This window comes from Nocardioides asiaticus, from assembly GCF_040049175.1.
Classification (GTDB): domain Bacteria; phylum Actinomycetota; class Actinomycetes; order Propionibacteriales; family Nocardioidaceae; genus Nocardioides; species Nocardioides cheoyonin.
This window is the reverse complement of the sequence record NZ_JBDZDM010000006.1, coordinates 315861-339811: the sequence shown is the minus strand read 5'-3', so window position 1 is coordinate 339811 and position 23951 is coordinate 315861. Positions and strand designations below refer to the sequence as shown.

Sequence of the window (23951 nt, the reverse complement as noted above, 5' to 3'; positions counted from 1 at the left end):
CCAGACCTCGTGAATCAGCGTCGGTGAGCAGCGGCAGCCTGCGGCCCGTCTCGGGCGCCGCGATAGCGATCTGGGCCGTCATCGGCCTCGTCGGCGGGTGGGCACTCCACCCGATCTGGGAGAGCTGGCGCGGGGTCGCGCCGGTCGTCACCTGGGTGCAGCCGCTCGTCCTGTACCTGATCGCTGCCATCCTCGGCGGCACCGCCTGGATCACCTGGCGCCAGCTCCACGTCCACCGCACCCAGATCGAGCCGCACCGCGCGGTCAACCGGCTCGTTCTCGCGCGGGCGTGCACCCTGGTCGGCGCGCTCCTCGCCGGCGGCTACCTCGGCTACGCCGTCAGCTGGCTCGGCTACTCGGGTGACCCGCTGGCCCACGAGCGGCTGCTACGGTCGGTCCTCGCCGGCGTGGCTGGGATCCTCGTCACGGTCGCCGCACGTCTGCTGGAACACGCGTGTCGGGTCCACGAGGACGAGGACGAGGACGAGTAGCGTTGGCCGCATGACTTCCCCATCAGCCACATCTGTCACGCGTCGGCGCCAGCGCAACACGCGCCTGACCGTCGCTGTGACACTGCTCGTGGTTGCCGCCCTCGCGGTGATGGTCGCGGCGGCCACGGGCTCGTGGCTGCTGGTGACCCTCGCCGCCGTGCTCGCCGTCGTCCTCGGCGCCGCGGCCACCAAGATCACCCACTCCGAGCTCCTCGCCTCGCGCCGCGACGCCGCCCGCGACCGCGCGGAGCAGGCGCAGGCCTACCGTCGGATGACCGAGGAGCGGGCCGCCGAGAACCAGCAGTTCATCGAGACGATGAACGCCAAGCTCGAGGACCGCCAGCGGATCGTCGCCGACCTCGAGGCGGCGCTCGCCGCCGCCCACCAGCGTGCCGCCGAGGCGATCCGCGCCCGCGGCGACGAGGCCCGTCGCGCTGCCCAGGCGGAGCGCAACGGCGAGGCCGTGCAGGCCAAGCTGGACGAGGCCGAGGCCCGTGCCGCCGAGGCGATCCTGCGGGTCTCCGAGCTGGAGCAGGAGCTCGACGTCGTCCGTGCCGAGCTCGACGCCGAGCGCGCCGCTCACACCGCCTGGCGCAACACGCAGAGCGCCTGACCGCGGACGCCCCGGCGTCGCCATGGTGTCGATTCAAAGTCCAGTAACTGGATCGGGTTATATTCCAGCTGTGTTCTTCCGATCCCGTGGCCGCCACAGGGCCCTGGCGCCGGCGCAGCCGGCCACGCCGACGCCCGCCGAGCCCACCACCCCGCCGGTCGCCAAGCCCGTCGCCGAACCCGTCGCCGAACCCGCTACGACGCTGCAGCCCCCGCCTGAGGCGGACCCGCGGTTCGGGCGGCTCTACAAGACCCTCGTCCGCGCGATGTGGGGACCGGAGAGGACGCCCGAGGAGCCGGCGTACGACCCCGATCTGGCCCGCCAGCTCGCGACGGACGTACGCCGGGTCAGGGCCCTCTCCGAGTTCGCCGCGCGGGTCAGCACGGGGGTCTCGGTCCAGCGTGCGCAGGCCGCCACCGTGAGCGCGCTCTGCGAGCGCGGGCTCAGCCACGACGCACGGGCGTTCCTCCTCGGCATGACCCCCGACCGTGCCACCGACGAGCAGCGCCGGATCGGACTGGGCCAGATCTTCTTCCACGCCGGCAGCTTCGAGCTCGGCTGGCAGGAGTTCGACGGCATCGACCCGGCCACACTCGCCGAGCTCGCCCCGGTCGAGGCTGCCACCTGCGCACTGCGGACCGGCCACGACGACGCCGCGACGGTGATCGCCGAGGCGGTCCTCGACGCAGCGGACGGGCCCCGTGCCGCTGACCTGACCGCCGTCGTCGGGCTGGCCGGGAGGTTCCTCGTCAGCGGCCAGGAGAAGCTCGCAGGCCGGCTGGTCGAGCATGCAGAGACCCTGGTCCGGTCCGAATCGAGCGAGGCCGACACGGGCCTGCTCCGCAACCTGCGCCGCTGGACCCACCCCGCACCGGCGCCGCAGGTGCCGTCGGGGGCGATCCCGGTGGGCGTGCTCGACTACTACCAGCCCGACTTCGGGCGGTCGTCGCGCAACGTCGGCGACTACGTGCAGACCCTCGCCATGCTCGGGAACCTGGTGCGGTTCCGAGGCACCCGGTTCACCGGAACCGAGGGTCTCGGCGAGCTGGCGAGCATGCTGCAGGGCCGGGTCCGGCCCGAGCTGGAGCTGCCGGGCGGGGACGCGCAGGTCCACCTGCTCCCGGTGAGCCGCGACTTCAGCACCGGTGACCAGCTGCCGCCCGACACCTGGGCGCTCGCCTTCGGCTGGCACCTGCACTCGACCTTCGCGGTCGGCCACGGGCTGCCGTACCACCCCCACCTCAACCCGATCTTCCTCTCCTTCCACCTCAGCTCGCTCGCCGCGCTCGACGAGGCGACGGTCGCCTACCTGCGCGACCACGGGCCGATCGGCTGCCGTGACCACGCGACCGTCGACCTGCTCCTCGCGGCGGGCGTGGAGGCGTTCTTCTCCGGATGCCTGACCACGACGGTCGACGCGGTGCTGCCCGACCCGCCGCCCGAGGAGGTACGCCGCCCCCGGATCGTCGCCGCCGTCGACCTGCAGCCGTGGCAGCTGCGGGGGATCAAGAGGGAGTACGAGGTCCTCACCCACATCGGCCCGGAGCACCGCGTGGCCGGCCTCGACGACGGCGTACGAACCGCCATGGCGCTGCTCGAGCGCTACCAGCGCACCTACCGGCGGGTCGTCACGAGCCGGCTGCACTCCTACCTGCCGGCGACGTCGCTCGGCATCGTCGTCGGGTTCAAGCCGCGCAAGGCCGGTGACGCCCGCTTCGACGGCCTGCTGGGGATGAAGCCCGACGCGCCCGAGTTCGTCGCCATGCGCGACCGCATCCGCGGACTGATCGCGGAGATCTGGCCGCTGGTGCTCGCCCGGGCCCCGAAGAACGAGGTCTACGCGCGTTGGCGGACGCTGACCGAGCCGCTCGTCGCCCAGGCCCGGGACCGGCTCGCGGCGCCGTCGGCGGAGCCGCGGCCGGCGTACGACCTGCCGGCCGCGCTCGACCGGATCCGCGCGGCGAGCCACTCCTTCGGCCCGCCGGCGGCGGCCGACGCGACCGAGGTCATCATGAGCAGCGACGCCAACTTCGCCCGGCTGCTGCCGGTGACGATCGAGTCGATGCTCGCCCACGCGTCGGGCCCCGTGCGGCTGTGGATCACCGAACGCGGGTTCTCCGCCGAGACCCGCGAGGAGATTGCGGCCCTCTTCCCGGACCTGGCGATCACCTTCCTCGGCTTCGACCACGTCGACTACGGCGAGATCACCCGGATGCTGCGCCACATCAGCATCGCGACGATGGACCGGCTGCTGGTGGCCGAGGCCCTCCCCGAGCTGGACCGGGCGGTCTACCTCGACGTCGACACCGTGACGCTCGACGACGTCGCGGAGCTGGCCCGCACCGAGCTGCGCGGCGCGCCGCTGGCGGCGCGCATCGGGACGCAGTCGGCGTTCGACCAGTGGTGGAAGGCCGGCGACTCGCTGACCGCCGAGCGCGCCGCCGACCTCCGCCGCATGGTCGCGCAGCGCCACCGGTTCGACTTCCGGACGTTCAACGCCGGAGTCCTCGTCCTCGACCTCGCCCGGCTGCGGGCCGACCGCTTCGCCGAGGAGTTCGTGCCGCTGGCCGGGAAGTGGGGCTTCAACGACCAGGACATCCTCAACTACTACACCGGCGACGGCTACGCGCGCCTCGACGACCGGTGGAACACCTACGCCCTGCACGAGCGGGTCGCCGGCGCGCGGATCGTCCACTACGCCGGCGCCGGGAAGCCGTGGGACCCCGGTCTCGTCCCGCACGGCGACCTCTGGCGGGAGTACGCCGAAAGGGTCGCCGTGCGCAGGCAGCGACTGCGTCCCCTCGCCGCCGGCTGAGCCGCAATCGGCCCGCCACGCCGTCGGGTATGGTCCGAACCACGCGCCAGATCACGAAGACCCCGGTCGACCCGGGAGCATGAGAAGGAGCTCGATGAAACGCCACGCGCTGCTCACGAGGCTGCACGAGCTGCTGCGGCCCCGCACCTACTTCGAGGTCGGTGTGCGCACCGGCGGTAGTCTCGAGCTGAGCCGCACGTCGACGGTGGCGGTGGACCCGGTCTACGAGGTCCAGTACGAGGTGCAGTGCGACCTCCACCTCGTCCGCACCACCAGCGACGAGTTCTTCGCCCGCGAGCACCCCTTCGCCCACTTCCCCGAGCCGATCGTCGACCTGGCCTTCATCGACGGGATGCACCAGGCGGAGTACGCCCTGCGCGACTTCGTCAACACCGAGCGGTTCTGCCACCCCGGCAGCGTGGTCGTCTTCGACGACGTCCTGCCGCGCAACGTCGTCGAGGCCAACCGCAAGCGGGCCTCGCACGCGTGGGCCGGCGACGTCTACAAGGCGGTCGACACGATCCGTGAGCTCCGCCCCGACCTGGTCCTGCTCGAGCTCGACACCGAGCCGACCGGCACCCTCGTCGTGCTCAACCCGGACCCGACCAGCCGCGTCCTCACCCGCGCCTACGACCGGATCGTCCCGTCCTACGTCACGCCCGACCCGCAGCCGGTCCCCGAGGCCTACCTGACCCGGGCGCGCGCGATCCCCGCCGAGCGGCTCGTGGACGCGCCGATCTGGGAGACGCTCGTCGCCGCGCGCCGGCAGCCCCGGGCGCAGGCGTCGGCCGCCGTACGCCGTGCGCTCGAGTCCGCCGGCCTGACCGGGAAGGCGGCCGCCTGATGCCCGCCCCCACTCCCACGGCGCTGCCGGTCGACGAGACGCTCAGCTACGCCCACCGGGTCGAGGGCGGCGTCCACGTCGTCGTCCGGCTGCCCGGCAGCGCGCTCGTCGAGGGTGCCGCCGAGGTCCGCTTCCGCAGCGACGGCCGTGGCCGCCGGGCACCCGCGAAGGTGACCGCCGACGGCGGCGGAGTCACCGTCGAGCTGACCGAGCCGCGCCGGCTGCCCCGCGGCGTCTGGCAGCTCGCCGTACGCCAGGGGGAGCGGTGGCAGCCGCTCGAGGCCCGGGTGGTCGCCGGCCCGCCGCCGCTGCTCGTCTCGCTCGTCACCGGCCCGTCGCCCCGGACCCGGATGGAGCCGCCGGAGCCGGTCGCGCCCCGTCGTGCGGTGAGCGTCGACGTCGACCTGCTCCGGGCCAACCTCACCAGCAACGCTCGGACCGCCACGGCCCGCGCGCGCCGCGTGGCGGGCCGGGTCGTGAGGGCGGCGAGGTCCCGGACGGCGCGGCTGCGCTCGTGACATGGTGGGGATCGTGAGGTTCCTCCGCCGTCGTACTCCGGACCCGGGGGCCGCCCCGCCGGAACCGAAGCCCGCTCCCGTCGGCCGCGCGACACCCGCCCCGGAGGAGTACGCCGGACGCGGCCGGGGCCGCACGGTGCTCCTGATCACCGACGTCGCCCAGACCGACGTCGTGAAGCGCTGGCTCGACCTCTTCAGCGACGACGACGTCTACGTCCTCTCGGTCGAGGAGGCCCCGGAGTGGCACCTCGCGGAGCGCGGTGCGCACTACCGGGAGTGGAACGGAAGCCCCGCGTCCAAGGCCCACCGGATGCCGGCCCTCGACGTCGTGGTCGACCTCGTGTCGAAGGCGGGACTGCCCGGCACCTCGACCCGGCTGGGCGTGTTCAATGGCGTCTTCCGCACGGTGAAGCGCGACGGGCTCTACCTCGTCGACCGCCGGGCCGTCGGCGAGGCGGCACCGGAGACCGACGAGCTGCTCCGGCTGCTCGCGGTGAGCGGTGACGCGCAGCTAGGCGAGGGCTCCGAGCTCGAGCGCTCCGTCGGCGACGTCCTGCTGACCCGCGAGATGGTCGCCGTCACGAAGCGGAGCGAGCACTTCTACAAGCTGCGCGACGAGCGCAACACCGACCGGATCCTCGCGATGCGCGAGCCCGATGTCACGGTGACGTCGCTCGACCGGCGGCCGGCAGGCCGGCTGGCCATCGCGGCACCGGTGGTCCACCACGGTGGCGGGAACGAGCCGGACCTCGACGCGATCGCGTACCCGCAGCTCGAGTGCCGCCACTACGAGGGTCCGATCGCGCTCGGCGGCCGGATGCTGCTCTGGACCGGCCACACCGTCCTGCCGGACTCCTTCCGCTGGCACCTCGGCAAGCAGCTCCACAACCCGAACCTCCGCAACGTCGGCGGCCCCTGGGGCCGGATCGACTCGCGCTACCTGCCGAAACGGAGCCTCGAGGGCAGCTACTACGTCCTCGACAGCGTCCACACCGGTCACTTCGGCCACCTCACCACCGAGGTGGTCTCGCGGCTGTGGGGCTGGGACGCCGCCAAGCAGGCGGTCCCCGACCTGAAGGTCCTATTCGTCCAGCTCCCCGGCCGACGCACCGGGGCCGCGCTGGAGAAGGCCTTCTTCGGTGCGTACGGCATCGCCGCGGACGACGTGGTGTGGTCGGAGGGACCGGTCGAGATCCGCTCGGCCGTCGCCTCCACGCCCATGTGGCACAACGCGCAGCCGCACTACGTCCACCCGGGGATCCAGGAGACCTGGGACCGGCTGGCCGACGGCTTCCTGCGGGGCGCCGACGTCGGGTCGGACGTCCCCGAGAAGATCTTCGTCTCCCGCGGCGAGGGCGCGCGCAACCGGGTGTGCCGCAACCAGCCCGAGGTCGAGGCGTTCTTCGCCGAGCGTGGCTACGCCGTCGTCGTACCCGAGCGGCTGTCGCTGCCCGACCAGGTCCACCTCTTCCGGGGCGCGAAGGTGATCGCGGGGTTCGCCGGGTCGGCGATGTTCAACCTGATGTACTCCCATAACGCCGAGAAGGTCGTCGTGCTCGGCCACGAGGCCTACATCGCCCGCAACGAGCTGCTGTACGCCGCGATGCTCGGGGTCGAGGCGCACTTCTTCTGGTCGGCCCCGGACAATGTCCCTGCCGAGGGCAGGTTCGACTACGCCGCCTACCAGGGCTCGTGGGCGTTCGACTTCGAGCAGCACGCAGCGGAGCTGGACAGGCAGCTGCGCTGAGTGGCTGTACGTTGAGCCGTCCGAGCGTCGGTGGTCTCGACAGGCTGGACCACCGGACCGCGACACCAGCACAGGACCGAGGAGACGCAAGGGTGAGCCAGACCGGACCGGTGGTCAGGGGCGGCCTGGGCCGACGGCTGGGTCATCGACTGGGTCATCGACTGGGCAGGCGGCTGGCCGGCCCCTCGCCGGAGGAGGCGCTCGGCGCCGGCACCGACCGGCGGATCCTGCTGCTCGCCCGGCCCGACCAGGCCGAGGCGGTGGCGTCGTGGCGCGAGCACCTCGCCGCGGACCGGGTCACCGTCGTCACCGAGGCGACCGACCTGCCCCGCGTCGTACGCCGGCTGGGGACGCTCGACGCCGTCGTCTGCCTGACCGACCGCCTGGAGGGGGAGGGCGGCCGGTCCTGCAGCCTGCCGGACCTGGTCCGGCGCACCTACCGGTCGCTGCGCAACAGCGGCCGGTTCCTCGTCGACCGGCGCCACGCCACTGGCGACGCCTCCGATCTCGTCGACTGGCTCGACTCGCTCACGGAGGGAGCCGCCACGCGTGGCGAGCGCGACCTGGCCGAGTCGCTGCCCGCGTACGACGTCGAGCGTGCGTACGTCGCCGTCACGAAGCGCGGCCGGCACCTGCTGGCGCTGCGCGAGGCCGAGGTCGTCGACCTGCTGCCCGCCCGCGAGCCGGACGTCTCGGTGCGGATCCTCGCCGAGCAGCAGGCCGGCGAGCTGGTCTCCGACTCGGTGGTCCACAGCCACGGCGAGCACAGCTCCGAGTTCCCGACCCGCTACGCCTATCCGCGGCTGACGCTGCGCCACTACGAGGGGCCGGTGGTGGCCCGCGGCCGCACGCTGATGTACGCCGGCAACACCGTGCTCCCCGACTCCTTCCGCTTCCACCTCTCCTCCACGGTCCGGCACCCCTTCCTGGACAACGTCGGCGACCGCTGGACGCGGCTGCGTCCCGGCCGGCTGCCGGAGCCGCTTCCGGGCAGCTACTACCAGCTGGAGAGCACCTTCGCCCACCACTTCGGCCACGTGATGGCGGAGGTCGTCTCGCGGCTGTGGGGCTGGGACGCCGCCAAGCGGGCCGTCCCCGACCTCAAGGTGCTCGTCCACCGCGGCCTCGTCGACCCGCCCGAGGTGACGCTCGAGGAGCGCGTCTTCGAGGCCTACGGCATCTCCCCGGACGACATCGTCAAGGTCGACGAGCCGGTCCTGCTGGAGTCGGTCGTCTCCGCGACGCCGATGTGGCACCAGCACGAGCCGTACTACGTCCACCCCGGCATGCTCGACACCTACGAGCGGCTGGCGCGCGGATTCACCGGCGGCGATCCCGACGGCGGCGAGCCGCACGAGCGGGTCTTCGTCTCCCGTGGCGAGGGCGCCGAGAACCGCCGGTGCCGCAACCAGCCCGAGGTCGAGGAGTGGTTCGCCGACCGCGGGTTCGAGATCGTCTACCCGGAGCGGCACTCGCTGGGCGAGCAGGTCCACCTCTTCCGCAAGGCGAAGGTGGTGGCCGGCTTCGGCGGCTCCGGGATGTTCAACGTCGTCCACTCCCGGGCGCTCGAGAAGCTCATCGTGCTCAACCACGAGGCCTACATCGCCCGCAACGAGCACATGTTCTGCTCCCTCCTCGGCGCCGACGAGCACTACTTCTGGTCGGCGCCCGACGTCACCCACCCCGACGGGCGCTACAGCGACGAGGCCTTCAAGGCGTCCTGGGCGTTCGACTTCGCCCGCAACGGCGACGAGCTGGAGAAGGCGGTCGGCGGCTGAGGCCGGCGGTCCCGGGGTGGCTGTTCGTCAAGGTATGCAGGCAAACACTCACTTCCCCCGCGGAGTTCCGCCAGGGAAGTGACCGCTCGGCTGCATACCTAGACGAGCAGCCGCCGGCGGTCGGCGACTAGCGCGTCAGACCCGCAGTGCGGCCGGGTCGACGTCGGCGAGATCGACCCCGGGGACCTCGACGTACTCCCCGGTGCGCGGGAGCGGACGGCGGTGCTCGGCGACCCAGGCCATGACGGCGGTGGCGCGAGGCCGGTCGTCGTGCTCGACCAGCCAGCCGGTGAGCCGCTGGACGGGCGTCATCGTGGTGTCCGCGAGCGACCGGCCGGCCCACAGGTCCCGCACCATGGCGACGAGCAGGGCCCACCACTCGTCCGTGCAGCCGGGGATCTCGGCGAAGTAGCGGTGCAGGTCGCCCGGCAGCACCTCGCGGAGGAAGACCTCGCGGACCTCTGGGGAGCCGCCCGCGGCGACGTACGCCTCGACGGTGTCGAGCGAGTCCCGCTTGGTCAGATGCCGGTCGCGCAGGTCGGCGACCGAGGAGCGCTGCTGGGTGATCGAGGTGCCGTCGGTGCGGACCCGCCAGTGGTAGACGATGTCGGGGAGGACGTCGAACGCCTCCGCGGCGAGGTAGGCGCGGGTCAGCGTCGGCTGATCCTCGTAGCGCACCCCCTCCGGCCATGAGAGGCCGGCGGCCTCCCAGAACGTACGCCGGTAGAGCTTGTTCCAGGCGAACACGTCGCCCAGGATGCGGGGGTGCTCGGCGGCGGTCGTGCGCAGCCGAGCCGGGTCGTGGAAGCGGCGCATCCAGCCCGGCTCGGTCAGCCGCTCGCCGTCCGCTTCACTCGCCGACCAGCGCAGGATCGAGCCGGTGGCGAGGTCCGAGCCCGTCCGCTCGAGCGTCCGCACCAGGGTGGCGTACGCATCGGGAGGTACGACGTCGTCGGAGTCGGCGAAGGCGACGTAGTCGACCTCCGCCTCGCCCAGCAGTCGCCGCAGCCCCTCGTTGCGGGCCGCGCCGAGGCCGTGGTTGTCGGTGTGGACGACGCTGACCCGCTCGTCGCGGGCCGCGTACGACTCCGCGATCTCCCCGGACTCGTCGGGCGAGCCGTCGTCGACGACCACGACGCGCAGCTCGCGGTGGGTCTGCCCCAGGACGCCGTCGAGGCAGGCGGGGAGCAGCGCCGCGACGTCGTAGGCCGGGACGACGACGCCGACGAGGGGCGCCACCACCCGCGGCCGGGCCCGGAACAGCCTCACGCGTCGATTGTGCCGGTGTCGCGCACCAGCGACGTCGGCCCCCCGCCGAGCATCGCGTCGACAACCCGCTTCGTGGCCAGCCCGTCGTCCCACGGCGCGAACCGCTCGCGGAACCGGGCCCGCGCCTCGCGGTAGGGCTCGTCGGCGGCCTCGCCCGCCCGCAGGTGGGCGATGAGCGCGTCGTCGTCGCGGCAGATCGGGCCGGGGGCGATCTCCTCGAGGTCGAGGTAGAAGCCGCGTACGTCGCCGCGGTACTCGTCCAGGTCGGGCACCAGGAAGACCTGCGGCCGGTCCAGCAGCGCGAAGTCGAACATCACCGAGGAGTAGTCGGTCACCAGCACGTCGCTGGCGAGGAACAGGTCGTTGATGTCGGGATAGAGCGTGACGTCGCGGATCCTCCCGCGCGCCGCCGGCCCGATCGCGTCGCTGTCGGAGGTGTTGACGTGACCGCGGACGAGCAGGACGGTGTCGGGCACCTCCTCGACCAGCTTGGCGGGGTCGAGGTAGAGCACCTTGGCGTCGACGTCGCGCCACGTCGGGGCGTAGAGGACGACCCGCCTGCCGTCCTTGATGCCGAGCTTCGCCCGCACCTCGGCGCGGACCCGGTCCGCGTCGGCGGTCAGCAGCGCGTCGTTGCGCGGATAGCCGAGCTCGAGGAGCGGGCCGTCGTACCCGAACGCGCCGGGCAGGATCTCGCTGCAGTACGGGCTCGGCGAGACCAGGTAGTCCCACGTGGCCGCCTCGGCGTCCATCGTCTTCATGTAGGCCACCGGGATCAGCTGCGGGTCGTCGATGTCCTTCGCGATCCGCTTCAGCGGAGTGCCGTGCCACGTCTGGACGTAGACCTGGCCCTCCGCCTTCGAGAAGAACCAGGGGAAGTTGTCGTTGTTGACGATGTAGGACGCCCGGCCGAGCAGGTCGTACCACTCGGGGCTGAACCTCACCACCTTGCGTACGCCGGGCGGGACCGCCACGGACAGGTCGTGCACGCTGAACACCGGCTCCGGGACGCCGTCGGCGCCCGCCGCCCGGCGCAGCAGCAGCTCGCGGGCGATCGCGGCCGGGGAGTCGCCGGCCATCCGGCCCTTGAACGTCTCGATGAGCGCGACCGGCAGCCGCGGCCGGGTCCGCGCGGCGGCGTACTCGTCACGCAGCCGGCGTTGTGTGCGCGCGCTGCCGGTCCCGGGCCCCAGCGGCGAGCTCACCACGAGCAGGTTCCACGCGCCGGTGACGCCGATCCGGAGCGGCTGACCGCCGATCTCGACGTCGTAGGGCCCGGTGCTCCGCAGGCTGGTGGCCACCTCGACCGTGGAGTCGTCGATCGGGCGGGGCTTCTTGCGCGACCGGGCCAGCGCGAGCGAGTAGCGGCCCGCCGGCAGCGCCGTCTCGCCGAGGCTCCACGCCTCGCGTACGACGGGCAGCCGCAGCGTGAAGTCGCCGTTGGGCAGCTTCTCGCTCGGGACGGCGCCGGCACGGGGGCTCATCAGTCGCAGCCGGAGCCCCTCGGCGCCGAGGCTGGTGCCGTGCAGTAGCAGGTGCGACGGGTCCTCCGGGATCACCTCGACACCGGTCACCGACACGGCGGGACGGAGGTTGCCGCACCGCACCCGCTGCCCGGGACCGCGCCGGACGAAGCCGCCGTAGGGACCGCCGAGGATGTTGGGCTCCTCGTTCCAGAGCACCGGCAGCCGCCGGCCGGACTGCAGCACGGCGTCGAGGAAGTCGGGCTTCTCCGGTTCGATCTGCACGGTGACGGTGCCGGCCGTCTCGTCGCGTCCGGTCTGCGAGCCGCGGGTCAGTCGCCGGATCGGGTCGCGCAGCGGCCCCGCGACGGTCAGCTCGACCCGGCCGTCGACGACCCGCTGCCCGGCGGTGAGGGCCCAGTGGTCGTGGACCGCGAGCCGGTGGCCGATCTGGGTGTTGCCGGTGAGCCGGACCAGGCGGTCGGCGACGACGCGGCCGTCGCGCACTCCGCCCGGGCCCATCCCGAGCACGCTGGTGAGGTCGGAGTCCTGCGCGAAGGCGCCTTGGGTGTGGTGGAAGTCGAGCACCAGCTCCTGCTGGCCGGCCGGGACGACCTCCGCGAGCTTCTGGGCGTCGATGCGCGCCTCGAAGCCGGACCCGGTGCGGTCCTCGAACGCGCGCTGCGCGACGTCGTCGAGCCGCTCGTCGGCGTACCTCGTGACCGGGACCTCGATCTCGACGTCGCGGCCCTCCACCCGCAGGTGCAGGCTCAGCTCGTGCGGCGCGTAGTCGCCGGTGACGTGGAGGAGGTACGCCGAGCCGCGCAGCACCAGCTCGTCACCCTCCCAGGCGACGGAGAGCAGGTGGACCTGGGGCACGACGTCGACCTGCTCGACCCGATGGAGGGAGTCGGGGAGCGCATCGCCGACGACGTCCGCGGGCAGCTCGAAGACGGGGACGCCGTCGCGGACCGCGATCGGCAGGCCCTGTCGGTGCCGCTGGAACCACACACGCAGCGCCAGGGCGACGTCGAGCTCGCCGTGGCTCAGCGCCCACGAGGTCACCCGGTTGCGGAACTGGATGCGCGCCCAGAGATCCTCCGGGATCTCCGCGCGGAGCGCGGCCAGCCGGGCGCGTACGGCGTCGGCGTACTCGGCGTTGCCGGAGAGCGCCGCCTGCACGTAGCTCGGCAGGTCGTAGTCGAGCAGCTTCACGAACCAGGTCTCACGGATCTCCTGGGGCGCGTCCCGCACCAGCCGCGCGCAGCCCTCCTGGCTGCGCAGGCGGTCGGAGAGGTCGGCGAGCGTGCTCTTCTGCTGGGTGATCGAGGTGCCGTCGTGGCGCGTCCGCCACAGGTAGACGGTCTTGTCGAGGATGTCGAACGTGGCCGAGAGGTAGGCGCGCGTGATCGGGACCTGGTCCTCGTAGCGCACCCCCTCGTCGAACCGGAGCCCGTGCTCCTCGATGAAGCTGCGCCGGAAGACCTTGTTCCACGAGGTGATGTCGAGCAGGGCCCAGGGCTCGTCCTCGATCCGCAGGCCCGTGCGCGTCCGGCGGGTGAGCCGCCTGACCCAGCGCGGCCGGGTCGCGGTCTCCTCCTCGCCGCGCTCGAACGCCCCGGTCACGAAGTCGGAGCCGGTGCGCTCCAGCAGGCCGACCATCGCGTCGTACGTCCCCGGCATGACGAGGTCGTCGGAGTCGGCGAAGGCGACGTACGTCCCGCGGACGTGCTCGAGGCCCGTGTTGCGCGCGGCTCCCAGCCCGGCGTTCTGCTTCCGCACGATCCGGATCCGTGGATCCCGGGCGGCGATGCGGCGTACGACGTCGATCGACCCGTCGGGGGAGCCGTCGTCGACCACGATCACCTCGAGGTCGCGGAAGGACTGTCCGAGGATGCTGTCGAGCGCCGCGCCGACCCAGTGCTCGACGTTGTAGACGGGGACGACGACACTGAGCATCGGCCGCGGCCGGTAGCCCAGCGCGCGGGCGACCCGGCGGGGTCCGCCCCGCGCGGCCCGTGTGGCGAGGGAGCCCAGCCGTCGGGCCATCTGCGGTCGTATCAAAGCCAGGAACCCTCCGGAAAACTCCATGCAAACGCCGAGTGTAGTGTGACCGCGCCAGACCAGGGACAATCGGGACGGGAGCCGATGAGCGCGTTGAGGAGGCGGATCGCCGACCGACTGCCGGCGGTGTCGCGGCTTCTCCGTCAGCGCGACGAGCTCGCCGCCGAGGTGGAGCGACTGCGGCGCCAGCTCGACGCCGAGCGCCGCCCGGCGCGCGACGACCTGTCGTACGTCTTCATCGTCACCTACGGGCGCAGCGGCTCGACCCTGCTGCAGGGCATGCTCGACGCGACGCCGGGGTGGCTGATCCGCGGCGAGAACGCCGGCTCGGTCTACCACCTCTACAAGCACTACCGGCTCATCACCGAGCGGCCCCAGTCGGTCCGCAAGAAGGTGCCGACCGACCCGACCCATCCCTGGTTCGGGCTCGACGGCTACCCGCGCCGGGTCGCGCTCCGTGAGCTGCGCGCACTGGTCCTCGACACGCTGCTCCGGCCCGAGCCTGACACCCGGGTCACCGGGTTCAAGGAGATCCGCTGGCAGAGCTCGGACCTGCAGCAGTACCTCGAGTTCCTCACCGAGCTCTTCCCCGGCGCCCGGTTCGTCTTCAACACCCGCTCGCACGAGGAGGTCGTCCGGAGCTGGCAGAAGAAGGGCGGCGGCTGGGCCGGCAAGGACTACGACGGCCAACTCGCCGAGGTCGCCCGGATCGAGAACCTCCAGCTCTCCGCGGCCGAGGCACTGGGCGACGCCGCCTACCGGGTCCACTTCGACGACTACGTCGCCGACCCCTCCGTGCTCAAGGGGCTGTTCGCCTGGCTGGGCGAGGAGTACGACGAGGCGCGGCTCCGGGCGGTCATGGAGACCCGGCACTCGTACTGAGGGCCTCAGCGAGCCGCAGTCAGGCGAGGCGGTGGAGCCTGTGGGGCGGGGCGCCCCGGGGCTCGGGCGCGCCGGCGTACCCGAAGACCTCGAAGTCCCGGGCGTAGAACTCGCGCAGGCGGGCGTCGAGGGCGGCGTCGATCTCGACGTCGGAGCTGGCGAGGGTGTTCTGGGCGCCGCTGTGCTTGAAGCGCCTGATGCCGCTCGGGGAGCCGAGGCCGAGTCCGAAGGTGTCGTTGAGGTGCTCGACGATCGCGTCGAGCCCGTCCTCGAGGCGGTAGACCTCGGTGTCCGGAACGAGGAACTCGTGCTGGGGCCGCAGGTGGTTGTCGCGCAGGTACGGGCTGACCGGCCAGCGGTCGAGCGACTCCTTCGCCCACGCGTTGACGGCCTCGGCCGAGCCGGCGCCGGGCTCGCTGCGGCGGAAGGCGTACTCGGAGCGGAACCGCGCGACCGGGTCGCGTACGACGAGGAAGCGCAGCTCGAAGCGGCGTACGTGGAGCAGCTCCTGCAGCAGGGCGCCGTGGTAGTGCTGCGGCGAGCAGCGGCGCATCCGGAAGTGCTCGGGCGGCTCCGTCGAGGGGGTGGCGTGCAGCCCCATCGACCACCCGGCGCGGATCATCAGCCGCTCCAGGGTGGTCCCGCCCGTCTTCGGCACGTGCACGAACAGCACGGCTCGGTCGTCCTTGGTGAAGATGGGCACGGGCACACCCTAGGGTGTCGCTCCGGCCTGTGACCCACGCCACCGGAAGCGATGTTTCTCGCTCGTTACGCAGCGAAGTAGCGTGGACGGCGGCATCGGCATCCGCCGGCGTCGCAGGCACGACGTCCGGTACCCATCCCGGCCCCGCCGCTCGTACGCGTCGTACGCGCGCGGGGCGGCCGGAGGGACTGGAACGAAAGGTCAGCAACATGGAACCCCAGTCCACGGGCGGTCCCCGGCCCGGGCGTCGGGTGGGTGTGATCGGCGCCGGACGCGTCGGTGCCGTCCTCGCCGCCGCGCTGCGCGCCGTCGGCGACGAGATCGTCTCGGTGTCCGGTGAGTCGGACGCCTCCCGTGAGCGCGTCGCCGCGCTGCTCCCCGGCGTACCCGTCGCCAAGCCGACCGCCGTCGCGCGGTCCTGCGACGTGCTCCTCGTGACCGTCCCCGACGACATGCTGGGCAACGTCGTCACCACGCTCGCGGACGCGGGCGCGCTCCGCGAGGGGCAGTACGTCGTGCACACGTCGGGGCGTCACGGGCTGGCCGTGCTCGCTCCCGCGCGGGCCGTCGGCGCGCACGCGGTGGCGCTGCACCCGGCGATGACGTTCAGCGGCACCGCCGTCGACCTGCGGCGACTGCCGGGCTGCGTCGTCGGCCTCACCGCCGCGACCCCCGCCGACCGGGCCTTCGCCGAGGCCGTCGTCGCCGACCTCGGCGGCAGCGCGATGTGGGTGCCCGAGGAGATGCGCACGCTCTACCACGCGGGCCTCGCCCACGGCGCCAACCACCTCGTCACGCTGGTGACCGAGGCGATGGAGATCCTCGCCGCCGCCGGCGCGAGCGACCCCGCCGGCACCCTGCGGCCGCTGCTCACCGCCGCCCTCGACAACGCGCTGGCCCGCGGCGACGCCGCGCTGACCGGGCCGATCGTGCGCGGCGACGCCGGCACGGTCGCCGCCCACCTCGAGGACCTCGGCGCCAACGCCCCGCAGACGGTGCCGTCCTACGTCGCCCTGGCGCGGGCCACCCTCGACCGGGCGGTCTCCGACGGGCGGCTGCTGCCGATCCGCGCCCGCCGGATCGCCGCGCTGCTGGACCCGGTTCCGGACAATGAACCCGTCGAGACGACCCGGAGGTCCCGATGACCCTCCCCGTCGTCGCCAGCACCCGCGAGGAGCTCGCCAAGCTGCTCGCAGCCGCCCGGGCGGAGGGGCACCTGGTCGCCCTCGTCCCGACGATGGGCGCGCTCCACGAGGGCCACGCGAGCCTCATGCGCGCGGCCCGCGAGCGGGTCGCCGGCGGTCCGGTCGTCGTGTCGATCTTCGTCAACCCGCTGCAGTTCGGACCGGGGGAGGACCTCGACCGCTACCCGCGCAGCCTCGAGGCCGACCTCGCCGTGTGCGAGGCGGAGGGCGTCGACATCGTCTTCGCGCCATCGGTGGACGAGGTCTACCCCGGCGGCGACCCGCAGGTGACCGTCGAGCCCGGCCCGCTCGGCACCGTGCTCGAGGGGCGCACGCGCCCCGGCCACTTCCGCGGGATGCTCACGGTCGTGGCGAAGCTGTTCGGCCTGGTGAGGCCCGACCTGGCGGTCTTCGGAGAGAAGGACTACCAGCAGCTGGTCCTCGTACGCCGGATGGCGGCCGACCTGTGCATGGCCACCGAGGTCGTCGGTGCGCCCACGAAGCGAGAGCCTGACGGGCTCGCGCTCTCCAGCCGCAACCGCTACCTCGACGGCGATCAGCGGCCCGCCGCCGTCGCCCTGAGCCGGGCGCTCTACGCCGCCCGCGCGGAGGCGGCGTACGGCGTCTGCCCGGCCCTCGACGCCGCTCGCGCGGAGCTGCGGTCGGCGCACGGCGTCGACCTCGACTACCTCGTGATCACCGACCTCGACCTGCACGAGCTGCCCGCCGACGCACCCGCCGGGACGCCGGCGCGCATCCTCATCGCCGCCCGGCTGGGCTCGACCTCGGGGCAGACCACCAGGCTGATCGACAACATGGACCTCGTCATCGGCGGGTGACGGGGCGAAGTAGCCTTCGGCGGTGACCATCGACACGATCCCCGGGACGGTCCCCGGGCTGCTGTCGGCCCGCGACCCCGGCTGGACGGAGTGGGTGGACGTGATCGTCGTCGGCAGCGGGATCGCCGGCCTCACCGCGGCGCTGCGGCTGCGCGGTCAGGTCGAGCGGGTCGCCGTCGTCACCAAGGACGTCCTCAACGCGGGGTCGACCCAGTGGGCGCAGGGCGGCATCGCCGCAGCGCTCGGCCCCGAGGACACCCCGGAGCAGCACGAGGCGGACACCCTGGTCGCGGGCGCCGGCGCGTGCGACCCGGACGCCGTACGCGTGCTCGTCACGGAGGGCCCGGCCGCCGTGCAGGAGCTCATCGACTGGGGCGCGAACTTCGACAAGGACCCCGACGGCAACCTCTCCCTCACCCGGGAGGGCGGCCACCACCGCGACCGGATCGCCCACGCCCACGGCGACGCGACCGGGGCCGAGATCCAGCGGGCACTGGTCGAGGCGGTCAGGCGCGCGCCGTACGCGCACGCGGGCGGGGAGCGAAGCGACCGAGGCCGGATCCTGGTCTTCGAGCACGCGATGGTCGTCGACCTGGTGACCGCGGCCGATGGCGGCGTCGCCGGGCTCACCATCCACGTGATGGGGGAGGGAGACGGGGACGGCGTCGGGCTCGTCCGGGCACGCGCCGTGGTCCTCGCATCCGGCGGCCTCGGCCAGGTCTTCTCCCAGACCACCAACCCGTCGGTCTCGACCGCCGACGGCATGGCCATCGCACTCCGGGCGGGCGCCGAGCTGCGGGACCTGGAGTTCGTGCAGTTCCACCCCACCGTGATGTGGCTCGGTCCGGACTCGCGCGGCCAGCAGCCGCTGATCTCCGAGGCGGTCCGCGGCGAGGGCGCGTTCCTCGTCGACTGGGAGGGCGACCGCTTCATGCAGGGGCTGCACGAGCTCGCCGACCTGGCGCCGCGCGACGTCGTCTCCAAGGCGATCATGCGGCGGATGCTCGATGCGTCAGCGGGCGGGGAGCGAAGCGACCGACGCCACATGGGCCGGCCTCACATGTGGCTCGACGCCCGCCACCTCGGCCGCGCCTTCTGGGAGCGCCGCTTCCCGACGATCCTGGCCTCGTGCAGGGCCCACGGCATCGACCCCGTCACCGACCTGATCCCGGTGGCGCCCGCGTGCCACTACGCCTCCGGCGGGGTCCGCACCGACCTGTGGGGACGGTCGAGCGTGCCGGGGCTGTACGCCACCGGCGAGGTCGCCTGCAGCGGTGTCCACGGGGCCAACCGGCTGGCGTCCAACAGCCTGCTCGAGGGACTGGTCTTCTCGCGGCGGATCGCGGAGGTCCTGCCCGCGGAGCTGCGCCCGCTCGCCGAGCCCGAGTGGCACGGAGGGTCCGTGGGGCTGGTGCCCGGCGGCGTACGCGCCGAGCTGCAGGAGGTGATGACCTCACGGGCCGGCGTCCTGCGCAACGCGGAGGGACTTGCCGAGGCCCTCGAGCGGCTCGGCAAGCTCGCCGAGCAGCGCGCCGAGACGATCGACCCGGCCGCGTGGGAGACGACCAACCTGCTCACCGTCTCGCTGGCGCTCGCCGAGGCGGCGCTGGCCCGCGAGGAGACCCGCGGCTCGCACTGGCGCGACGACTTCCCCGACCGCGACGACGAGCGCTTCGCCGGTCACGTCGACACGACGATGGCCGACGGCGCCACGACCCTGAGATGGAGCGAGCCATGAGCATCCAGCGCGTCCCGTTCGACAGGCTCCCGGCCGACCTGGTGGCGGAGCTGACCGCGGCCGGGCTCGACGCCGGCGCGGTCTACGACGCCGTGGAGCTCGCGCTCGACGAGGACCTGCCCGCCGCGGGACCCGGTGAGATGCCGAGCGAGGACGTCACCTCGATGGCGACGATCCCGCCCGAGGCGACCGGCGTCGGCGTCTTCGCCGCCCGCGAGGAGGGCGTGGTCGCCGGGCTCGGCCTCGCCGCCCTCGTCTTCCACTACGTCATGGGTGACACCGTCACCGTCACCGACCGGGTCCCCGACGGCGCCCGGGTCGCCCCCGGCGACGTCGTCATGCGGGTCGCCGGCCAGACGCGGGGTCTCCTCACCGCGGAGCGGACCGCGCTCAACTACGCCTCCCACCTGTCCGGCGTCGCCACCGCGACCGCCCGCTGGGTGGCCGCCCTCGACGGGACGAACGCGAAGGTGCTCGACACGCGCAAGACGCTGCCGGGTCTCCGCGATCTGGAGAAGTACGCCGTCCGCTGCGGCGGCGGGGTCAACCACCGCTTCTCGCTCTCCGACATGGCGCTGGTCAAGGACAACCACGTGGTCGCCGCGGGCGGCGTGGTGCCGGCGTACGACGCCGTCAGGCGGGCCTACCCCGATCTGCCGGTCGAGGTCGAGGTGACCACGCTCGAGGAGCTCAAGGAGCTGCTCGATGCCGGCTGCGAGAGGATCCTGCTCGACAACATGACGACCGAGCAGATGCGTGCCGCCGTGGAGATGACCGCGGGGCGAGCGACCCTCGAGGCGTCCGGCGGGCTCACCCTCGAGCGGGCGCGCGAGGTCGCCGAGACGGGCGTCGACCTCATCTCCGTCGGCGCGCTGACCCACTCGGTGAGGGTCTTCGACCTCGGCCTGGACCTCAGCGAGGGATGAGGGCAGATCTGATGCCCCTCCTCGCGGTCGACATCGGCAACAGCCACACCGTCCTGGGCCTGGTCGAGGACGGGACGGTGTCGGCCGACTGGCGGGTGATGACCGACGAGCGGCGCACCTCCGACGAGTGGCCCATCCTCCTCCACGGCCTTCTCGAGGAGCACTGGGACGCGATCGACGGCATCGTGGTGTGTGCGACGGTGCCGTCGGTGCTGCACGAGTGGCGGGACATGCTGGCGCGCCACCTCGTCGGGCCCGGAGTGCCGTACGTCATCGTCGAGCCGGGGGTGCGGACCGGCGTACCCATCCTCATGGACAACCCCCGCGAGGTCGGCACCGACCGGATCGCCAACGCGCTCGCCGCCGCTCGCCTGCACGGTGGGCCGGCGATCGTCGTCGACTTCGGCGGCACCGCGACCACCTTCGACGTGGTCTCCCCGTCCGGGGAGTACGTCGGCGGGGCGATCGCACCGGGGATCGAGATCTCCCTCGAGGCGCTCGGCCGCCGCGGCGCCCAGCTGCGGAAGGTCGAGATCGTGCGGCCGCGATCGGTGATCGCGAAGAACACCGTCGAGGCGGTGCAGTCGGGAATGGTCTTCGGCGTCGCCGCCCAGGTGGAGGGGATCGTCGGGCGGATGGTCGCCGCGCTCGGCGCCCCGCGCGGGGACGTGAATGTGATTGCGACCGGATATCTCGCGGGGCTCGTCATCGACGAGTGCACGTGTTTCACCGCGCATTCCCCCTGGCTCACGCTGCAGGGTTTGGAGCTCATTTTCCGGCGCAACACCTGACTTTTTACTTCCCTTTCAGGTTTTCGCGTCGGTTCGGTTCGCGGCGTGCTTATCCGTTATGTCATGATCAATGCGCTTCCAAGAATTCCGCGACACATTCGCCCACGCGAGAGGAAATCCATTCGATGGCGCAGAAGGTCCAGATCATTCTCGAGGACGACCTCGACGGCTCGGAGGCCACCGAGACCGTCTCCTTCGCCCTTGACGGCACGTCCTACGAGATCGACCTCAACGACGCGAACGCCGCGAAGCTGCGCGACGCCCTGGCCGTCTACATCGGCCACGCGCGCAAGGCCTCGTCGTCGGGCCGCCGCGGGGGGCGGCGTACGTCTCCCTCCGCCGGGGGCGCGAGCCCCAAGGAGGTGCGGGAGTGGGCGCGTGACAACGGCTACACCGTCCCCGACCGCGGTCGCATCCCCGCCGAGGTGAAGTCGGCGTACGACGCCGCCCACTGAGCCGCGCCGCGGGCGCGGCCCGGACCGCCCGTCACTCGCTCCCCGCGTGTTCGCTCTGAGCGCACGGAAAACATCGGGCTTCGCGGAACGCGTAGGCTGTCAGCGGGGTTGTAGTCCCTCGAGGCCGCCTCCCGGGCCTACGGAAGACCCGGGTGACGCCTCACCCCTAGTTTTGAGGAGCGATGCGCATGTTCGAGCGGTTCACAGACCGAGCTCGCCGGGTAGTCGTGCTGGCCCAAGAAGAGGCCCGCATGCTGTCCCACAACTACATCGGCACGGAGCACATCCTGCTCGGGCTCATCCACGAGGGGGAGGGCGTAGCCGCCAAGGCGCTGGAGTCGCTCGACATCTCTCTCGAGGCCGTCCGGGCCCAGGTCGAGGAGATCATCGGCCAGGGCCAGCAGGCGCCCTCCGGCCACATCCCGTTCACCCCGCGCGCCAAGAAGGTGCTCGAGCTGTCCCTGCGCGAGGCGCTGCAGCTCGGCCACTCCTACATCGGCACCGAGCACATCCTGCTCGGCCTCATCCGTGAGGGCGAGGGCGTCGCGGCCCAGGTCCTGCAGAAGCTGGGCGCCGACCTCAACCGGGTCCGCCAGCAGGTGATCCAGCTGCTCTCCGGCTTCCAGGGCAAGGAGGGCCAGTCGCAGTCCGGCGCCGCCGCGACCGCGGGCGGCTCCTCCGAGGCGCCGAGCTCGAGCCTCGTGCTCGACCAGTTCGGGAGGAATCTCACCCAGGACGCCAGAGAGGGCAAGCTCGATCCCGTCATCGGCCGGGAGATGCAGATCGAGCGCGTGATGCAGGTCCTCTCCCGTCGTACGAAGAACAACCCGGTGCTCATCGGGGAGCCGGGCGTCGGCAAGACGACCATCGTCGAGGGGCTCGCCCAGGACATCGTCAAGGGCAACGTGCCCGAGACGCTGAAGGACAAGCAGATCTACACCCTCGACCTCGGCGCCCTGGTCGCCGGGAGCCGCTACCGCGGTGACTTCGAGGAGCGCCTCAAGAAGGTGCTCAAGGAGATCCGCACCCGCGGCGACATCGTGCTGTTCATCGACGAGATCCACACCCTCGTCGGCGCCGGCGCGGCCGAGGGCGCGATCGACGCCGCCAGCATCCTCAAGCCGATGCTGGCCCGCGGCGAGCTGCAGACCATCGGCGCGACCACGCTCGACGAGTACCGCAAGTACCTCGAGAAGGACGCCGCGCTGGAGCGCCGCTTCCAGCCGATCCAGGTCCCCGAGCCGTCGATCGCCGACACGATCGAGATGCTCAAGGGGCTGCGCGACCGCTACGAGGCCCACCACCGGGTGACGATCACCGACGAGGCGCTGGTCTCGGCGGCGACCCTCGCCGACCGCTACATCTCCGACCGGTTCCTGCCCGACAAGGCCATCGACCTCATCGACGAGGCCGGGTCGCGGCTGCGGATCCGCCGGATGACGGCGCCCGCCGACCTGCGGGAGTACGACGAGAAGATCTCCGACGTACGCCAGCGCAAGGAGGCCGCCATCGACGGCCAGGACTTCGAGGCCGCTGCGAAGCTCCGCGACGAGGAGAAGCAGCTCATCGCGAAGAAGTCCGAGCGCGAGAAGGCCTGGCGTGCGGGCGACATGGACGAGATCGCCGAGGTCGACGAGGAGCTGATCGCCGAGGTGCTCGCCGTGGCGACCGGCATCCCGATCGTGAAGCTCTCCGAGGAGGAGTCCAGCCGGCTCCTCAAGATGGAGGACGAGCTCCACAAGCGGGTCATCGGCCAGGACGAGGCGGTCAAGGCGCTCAGCCGCGCCATCCGGCGTACGCGCGCCGGCCTGAAGGACCCGAAGCGTCCGGGCGGCTCGTTCATCTTCGCCGGCCCGTCCGGTGTCGGTAAGACGTGGCTGTCCAAGACCCTCGCCGAGTTCCTCTTCGGCGACGAGGACGCCCTGATCCAGCTCGACATGTCCGAGTTCGGCGAGAAGCACACCGTCTCGCGGCTCTTCGGCTCGCCTCCGGGCTACGTCGGTTACGAGGAGGGCGGCCAGCTCACCGAGAAGGTGCGCCGCAAGCCGTTCTCGGTCGTCCTTTTCGACGAGGTCGAGAAGGCCCACCCGGATATCTTCAACAGCCTGCTGCAGATCCTGGAGGAAGGTCGCCTGACCGACTCCCAGGGCCGGGTCGTGGACTTCAAGAACACCGTCATCATCATGACGACCAACCTCGGCACGCGCGATATCGCCAAGTCGGTCAACCTCGGTTTCAGCCAGGCCAACGACGCCGCCGGAAACTACGAGCGGATGAAGGCGAAGGTCTCCGACGAGCTCAAGCAGCACTTCCGTCCGGAGTTCCTCAACCGTGTCGACGAGGTCATCGTGTTCCCGCCGCTGTCGCAGGAGCAGATCATCTCGATGGTCGACAACATGATCGGCGCGGTGGAGACCCGGCTGAAGGACCGCGACATGGCCATCGAGCTCACGCCCACGGCCAAGAAGCTGCTCGCCGAGCGGGGCTTCGACCCGGTGCTGGGCGCCCGCCCGCTGCGGCGTACGGTCCAGCGGGAGATCGAGGACGTCCTCGCCGAGAAGATGCTCTACGGCGAGGTCGGTGCCGGCGAGCTGGTCCTGGTCGACGTCGAGGGCGAGGGTCCGACCGCGACCTTCACCTTCAAGGGCCAGAAGCAGTCGACCATCCCCGACCTGCCGCCGTTCGAGACGGCCACGGTCGGCGAGGGCGACTCCGCCTCCGACAAGGGCTCCAACGAGGGCTCGACTGACGCTGGCAGCTCCGGCGACAACGACTGACCACTCGGTCTGACGAGCAGCGCCCCGGTCCTGATGGGCCGGGGCGCTGTCGTC

General features: G+C 72.3%; 18 protein-coding genes. 15 read left to right on the top strand and 3 right to left on the bottom strand.

The features are described from left to right. Positions 1 to 23 precede the first annotated feature (23 nt). From ABLE53_RS21755 to ABLE53_RS21725, 7 genes are all read left to right on the top strand, one after another. The gene (locus ABLE53_RS21755) at positions 24 to 491 is read left to right on the top strand and encodes a DUF3180 domain-containing protein (protein ID WP_348861244.1); all 468 of its coding nucleotides are present in this window, start codon (positions 24 to 26) and stop codon (positions 489 to 491) included. Between the two features lie 76 nt (positions 492 to 567). Next, entirely contained in the window at positions 568 to 1104 is a 537-nt protein-coding gene (locus tag ABLE53_RS21750) for a hypothetical protein (RefSeq protein WP_348861243.1), read from the top strand. Positions 1105 to 1174: 70 nt separating this feature from the next. Next, entirely contained in the window at positions 1175 to 3919 is a 2745-nt protein-coding gene (locus ABLE53_RS21745; RefSeq protein ID WP_348861242.1) for a glycosyltransferase, read from the top strand. A 94-nt stretch (positions 3920 to 4013) separates the two neighbouring features. Then, the gene (locus ABLE53_RS21740) at positions 4014 to 4763 is read left to right on the top strand and encodes a class I SAM-dependent methyltransferase (RefSeq protein ID WP_348861241.1); all 750 of its coding nucleotides are present in this window, start codon (positions 4014 to 4016) and stop codon (positions 4761 to 4763) included. After that, the gene (locus tag ABLE53_RS21735) at positions 4763 to 5281 is read left to right on the top strand and encodes a hypothetical protein (RefSeq protein WP_348861240.1); all 519 of its coding nucleotides are present in this window, start codon (positions 4763 to 4765) and stop codon (positions 5279 to 5281) included. Before ABLE53_RS21740 ends, ABLE53_RS21735 begins: the two co-directional genes overlap by 1 nt. Positions 5282 to 5294: 13 nt before the next feature. Next, complete coding sequence (locus tag ABLE53_RS21730; protein ID WP_348861239.1) at positions 5295 to 7028, top strand: glycosyltransferase family 61 protein; 1734 nt, start codon at positions 5295 to 5297, stop codon at positions 7026 to 7028. A 92-nt stretch (positions 7029 to 7120) separates the two neighbouring features. After that, complete coding sequence (locus tag ABLE53_RS21725) at positions 7121 to 8806, top strand: glycosyltransferase family 61 protein (RefSeq protein ID WP_348861238.1); 1686 nt, start codon at positions 7121 to 7123, stop codon at positions 8804 to 8806. A gap of 135 nt (positions 8807 to 8941) precedes the next feature. On the opposite strand, the gene ABLE53_RS21720 is transcribed toward ABLE53_RS21725, so the two are convergent. Both ABLE53_RS21720 and ABLE53_RS21715 read right to left on the bottom strand, forming a co-directional pair. After that, on the bottom strand, positions 8942 to 10075 hold the full coding sequence (locus tag ABLE53_RS21720) for a glycosyltransferase family 2 protein (protein WP_348861237.1): 1134 nt from the start codon (positions 10073 to 10075) through the stop codon (positions 8942 to 8944). Further along, positions 10072 to 13587: a bifunctional glycosyltransferase/CDP-glycerol:glycerophosphate glycerophosphotransferase gene (locus ABLE53_RS21715; protein ID WP_348861236.1), complete on the bottom strand. Its 3516-nt coding sequence runs from the start codon at positions 13585 to 13587 to the stop codon at positions 10072 to 10074. The genes ABLE53_RS21720 and ABLE53_RS21715 overlap by 4 nt, the downstream gene beginning before the upstream one ends. 99 nt (positions 13588 to 13686) lie before the next feature. On the opposite strand from ABLE53_RS21715, the gene ABLE53_RS21710 reads away from it, so the two are divergent. After that, positions 13687 to 14484 carry a sulfotransferase gene (locus ABLE53_RS21710; protein ID WP_348861235.1) on the top strand — a complete coding sequence of 266 codons (798 nt, stop codon included), beginning with the start codon at positions 13687 to 13689 and terminating at the stop codon, positions 14482 to 14484. A gap of 19 nt (positions 14485 to 14503) precedes the next feature. Here ABLE53_RS21710 and ABLE53_RS21705 read toward each other — a convergent pair whose 3' ends face one another. Next, on the bottom strand, positions 14504 to 15187 hold the full coding sequence (locus ABLE53_RS21705; RefSeq protein WP_348861234.1) for a sulfotransferase family 2 domain-containing protein: 684 nt from the start codon (positions 15185 to 15187) through the stop codon (positions 14504 to 14506). A gap of 209 nt (positions 15188 to 15396) precedes the next feature. On the opposite strand from ABLE53_RS21705, the gene ABLE53_RS21700 reads away from it, so the two are divergent. From ABLE53_RS21700 to ABLE53_RS21670, 7 genes are all read left to right on the top strand, one after another. Beyond that, the gene (locus ABLE53_RS21700; RefSeq protein ID WP_348861233.1) at positions 15397 to 16332 is read left to right on the top strand and encodes a Rossmann-like and DUF2520 domain-containing protein; all 936 of its coding nucleotides are present in this window, start codon (positions 15397 to 15399) and stop codon (positions 16330 to 16332) included. Continuing rightward, positions 16329 to 17210, top strand: coding sequence for a pantoate--beta-alanine ligase (gene panC, locus ABLE53_RS21695; protein WP_348861232.1), 882 nt, complete (start codon positions 16329 to 16331; stop codon positions 17208 to 17210). Before ABLE53_RS21700 ends, panC begins: the two co-directional genes overlap by 4 nt. 22 nt (positions 17211 to 17232) lie before the next feature. Then, complete coding sequence (locus ABLE53_RS21690) at positions 17233 to 18948, top strand: L-aspartate oxidase (RefSeq protein ID WP_348861231.1); 1716 nt, start codon at positions 17233 to 17235, stop codon at positions 18946 to 18948. After that, positions 18945 to 19874 (top strand): carboxylating nicotinate-nucleotide diphosphorylase, encoded by a 930-nt coding sequence (gene nadC / locus ABLE53_RS21685; protein ID WP_348861230.1) that lies wholly within the window; start codon positions 18945 to 18947, stop codon positions 19872 to 19874. The genes ABLE53_RS21690 and nadC overlap by 4 nt, the downstream gene beginning before the upstream one ends. Before the next feature lie 11 nt (positions 19875 to 19885). Further along, entirely contained in the window at positions 19886 to 20665 is a 780-nt protein-coding gene (locus ABLE53_RS21680; protein ID WP_348861229.1) for a type III pantothenate kinase, read from the top strand. Between the two features lie 125 nt (positions 20666 to 20790). Further along, on the top strand, positions 20791 to 21120 hold the full coding sequence (locus ABLE53_RS21675; protein WP_348861228.1) for a histone-like nucleoid-structuring protein Lsr2: 330 nt from the start codon (positions 20791 to 20793) through the stop codon (positions 21118 to 21120). A gap of 188 nt (positions 21121 to 21308) precedes the next feature. Then, complete coding sequence (locus ABLE53_RS21670) at positions 21309 to 23897, top strand: ATP-dependent Clp protease ATP-binding subunit (RefSeq protein WP_348861227.1); 2589 nt, start codon at positions 21309 to 21311, stop codon at positions 23895 to 23897. Positions 23898 to 23951 lie beyond the last annotated feature (54 nt).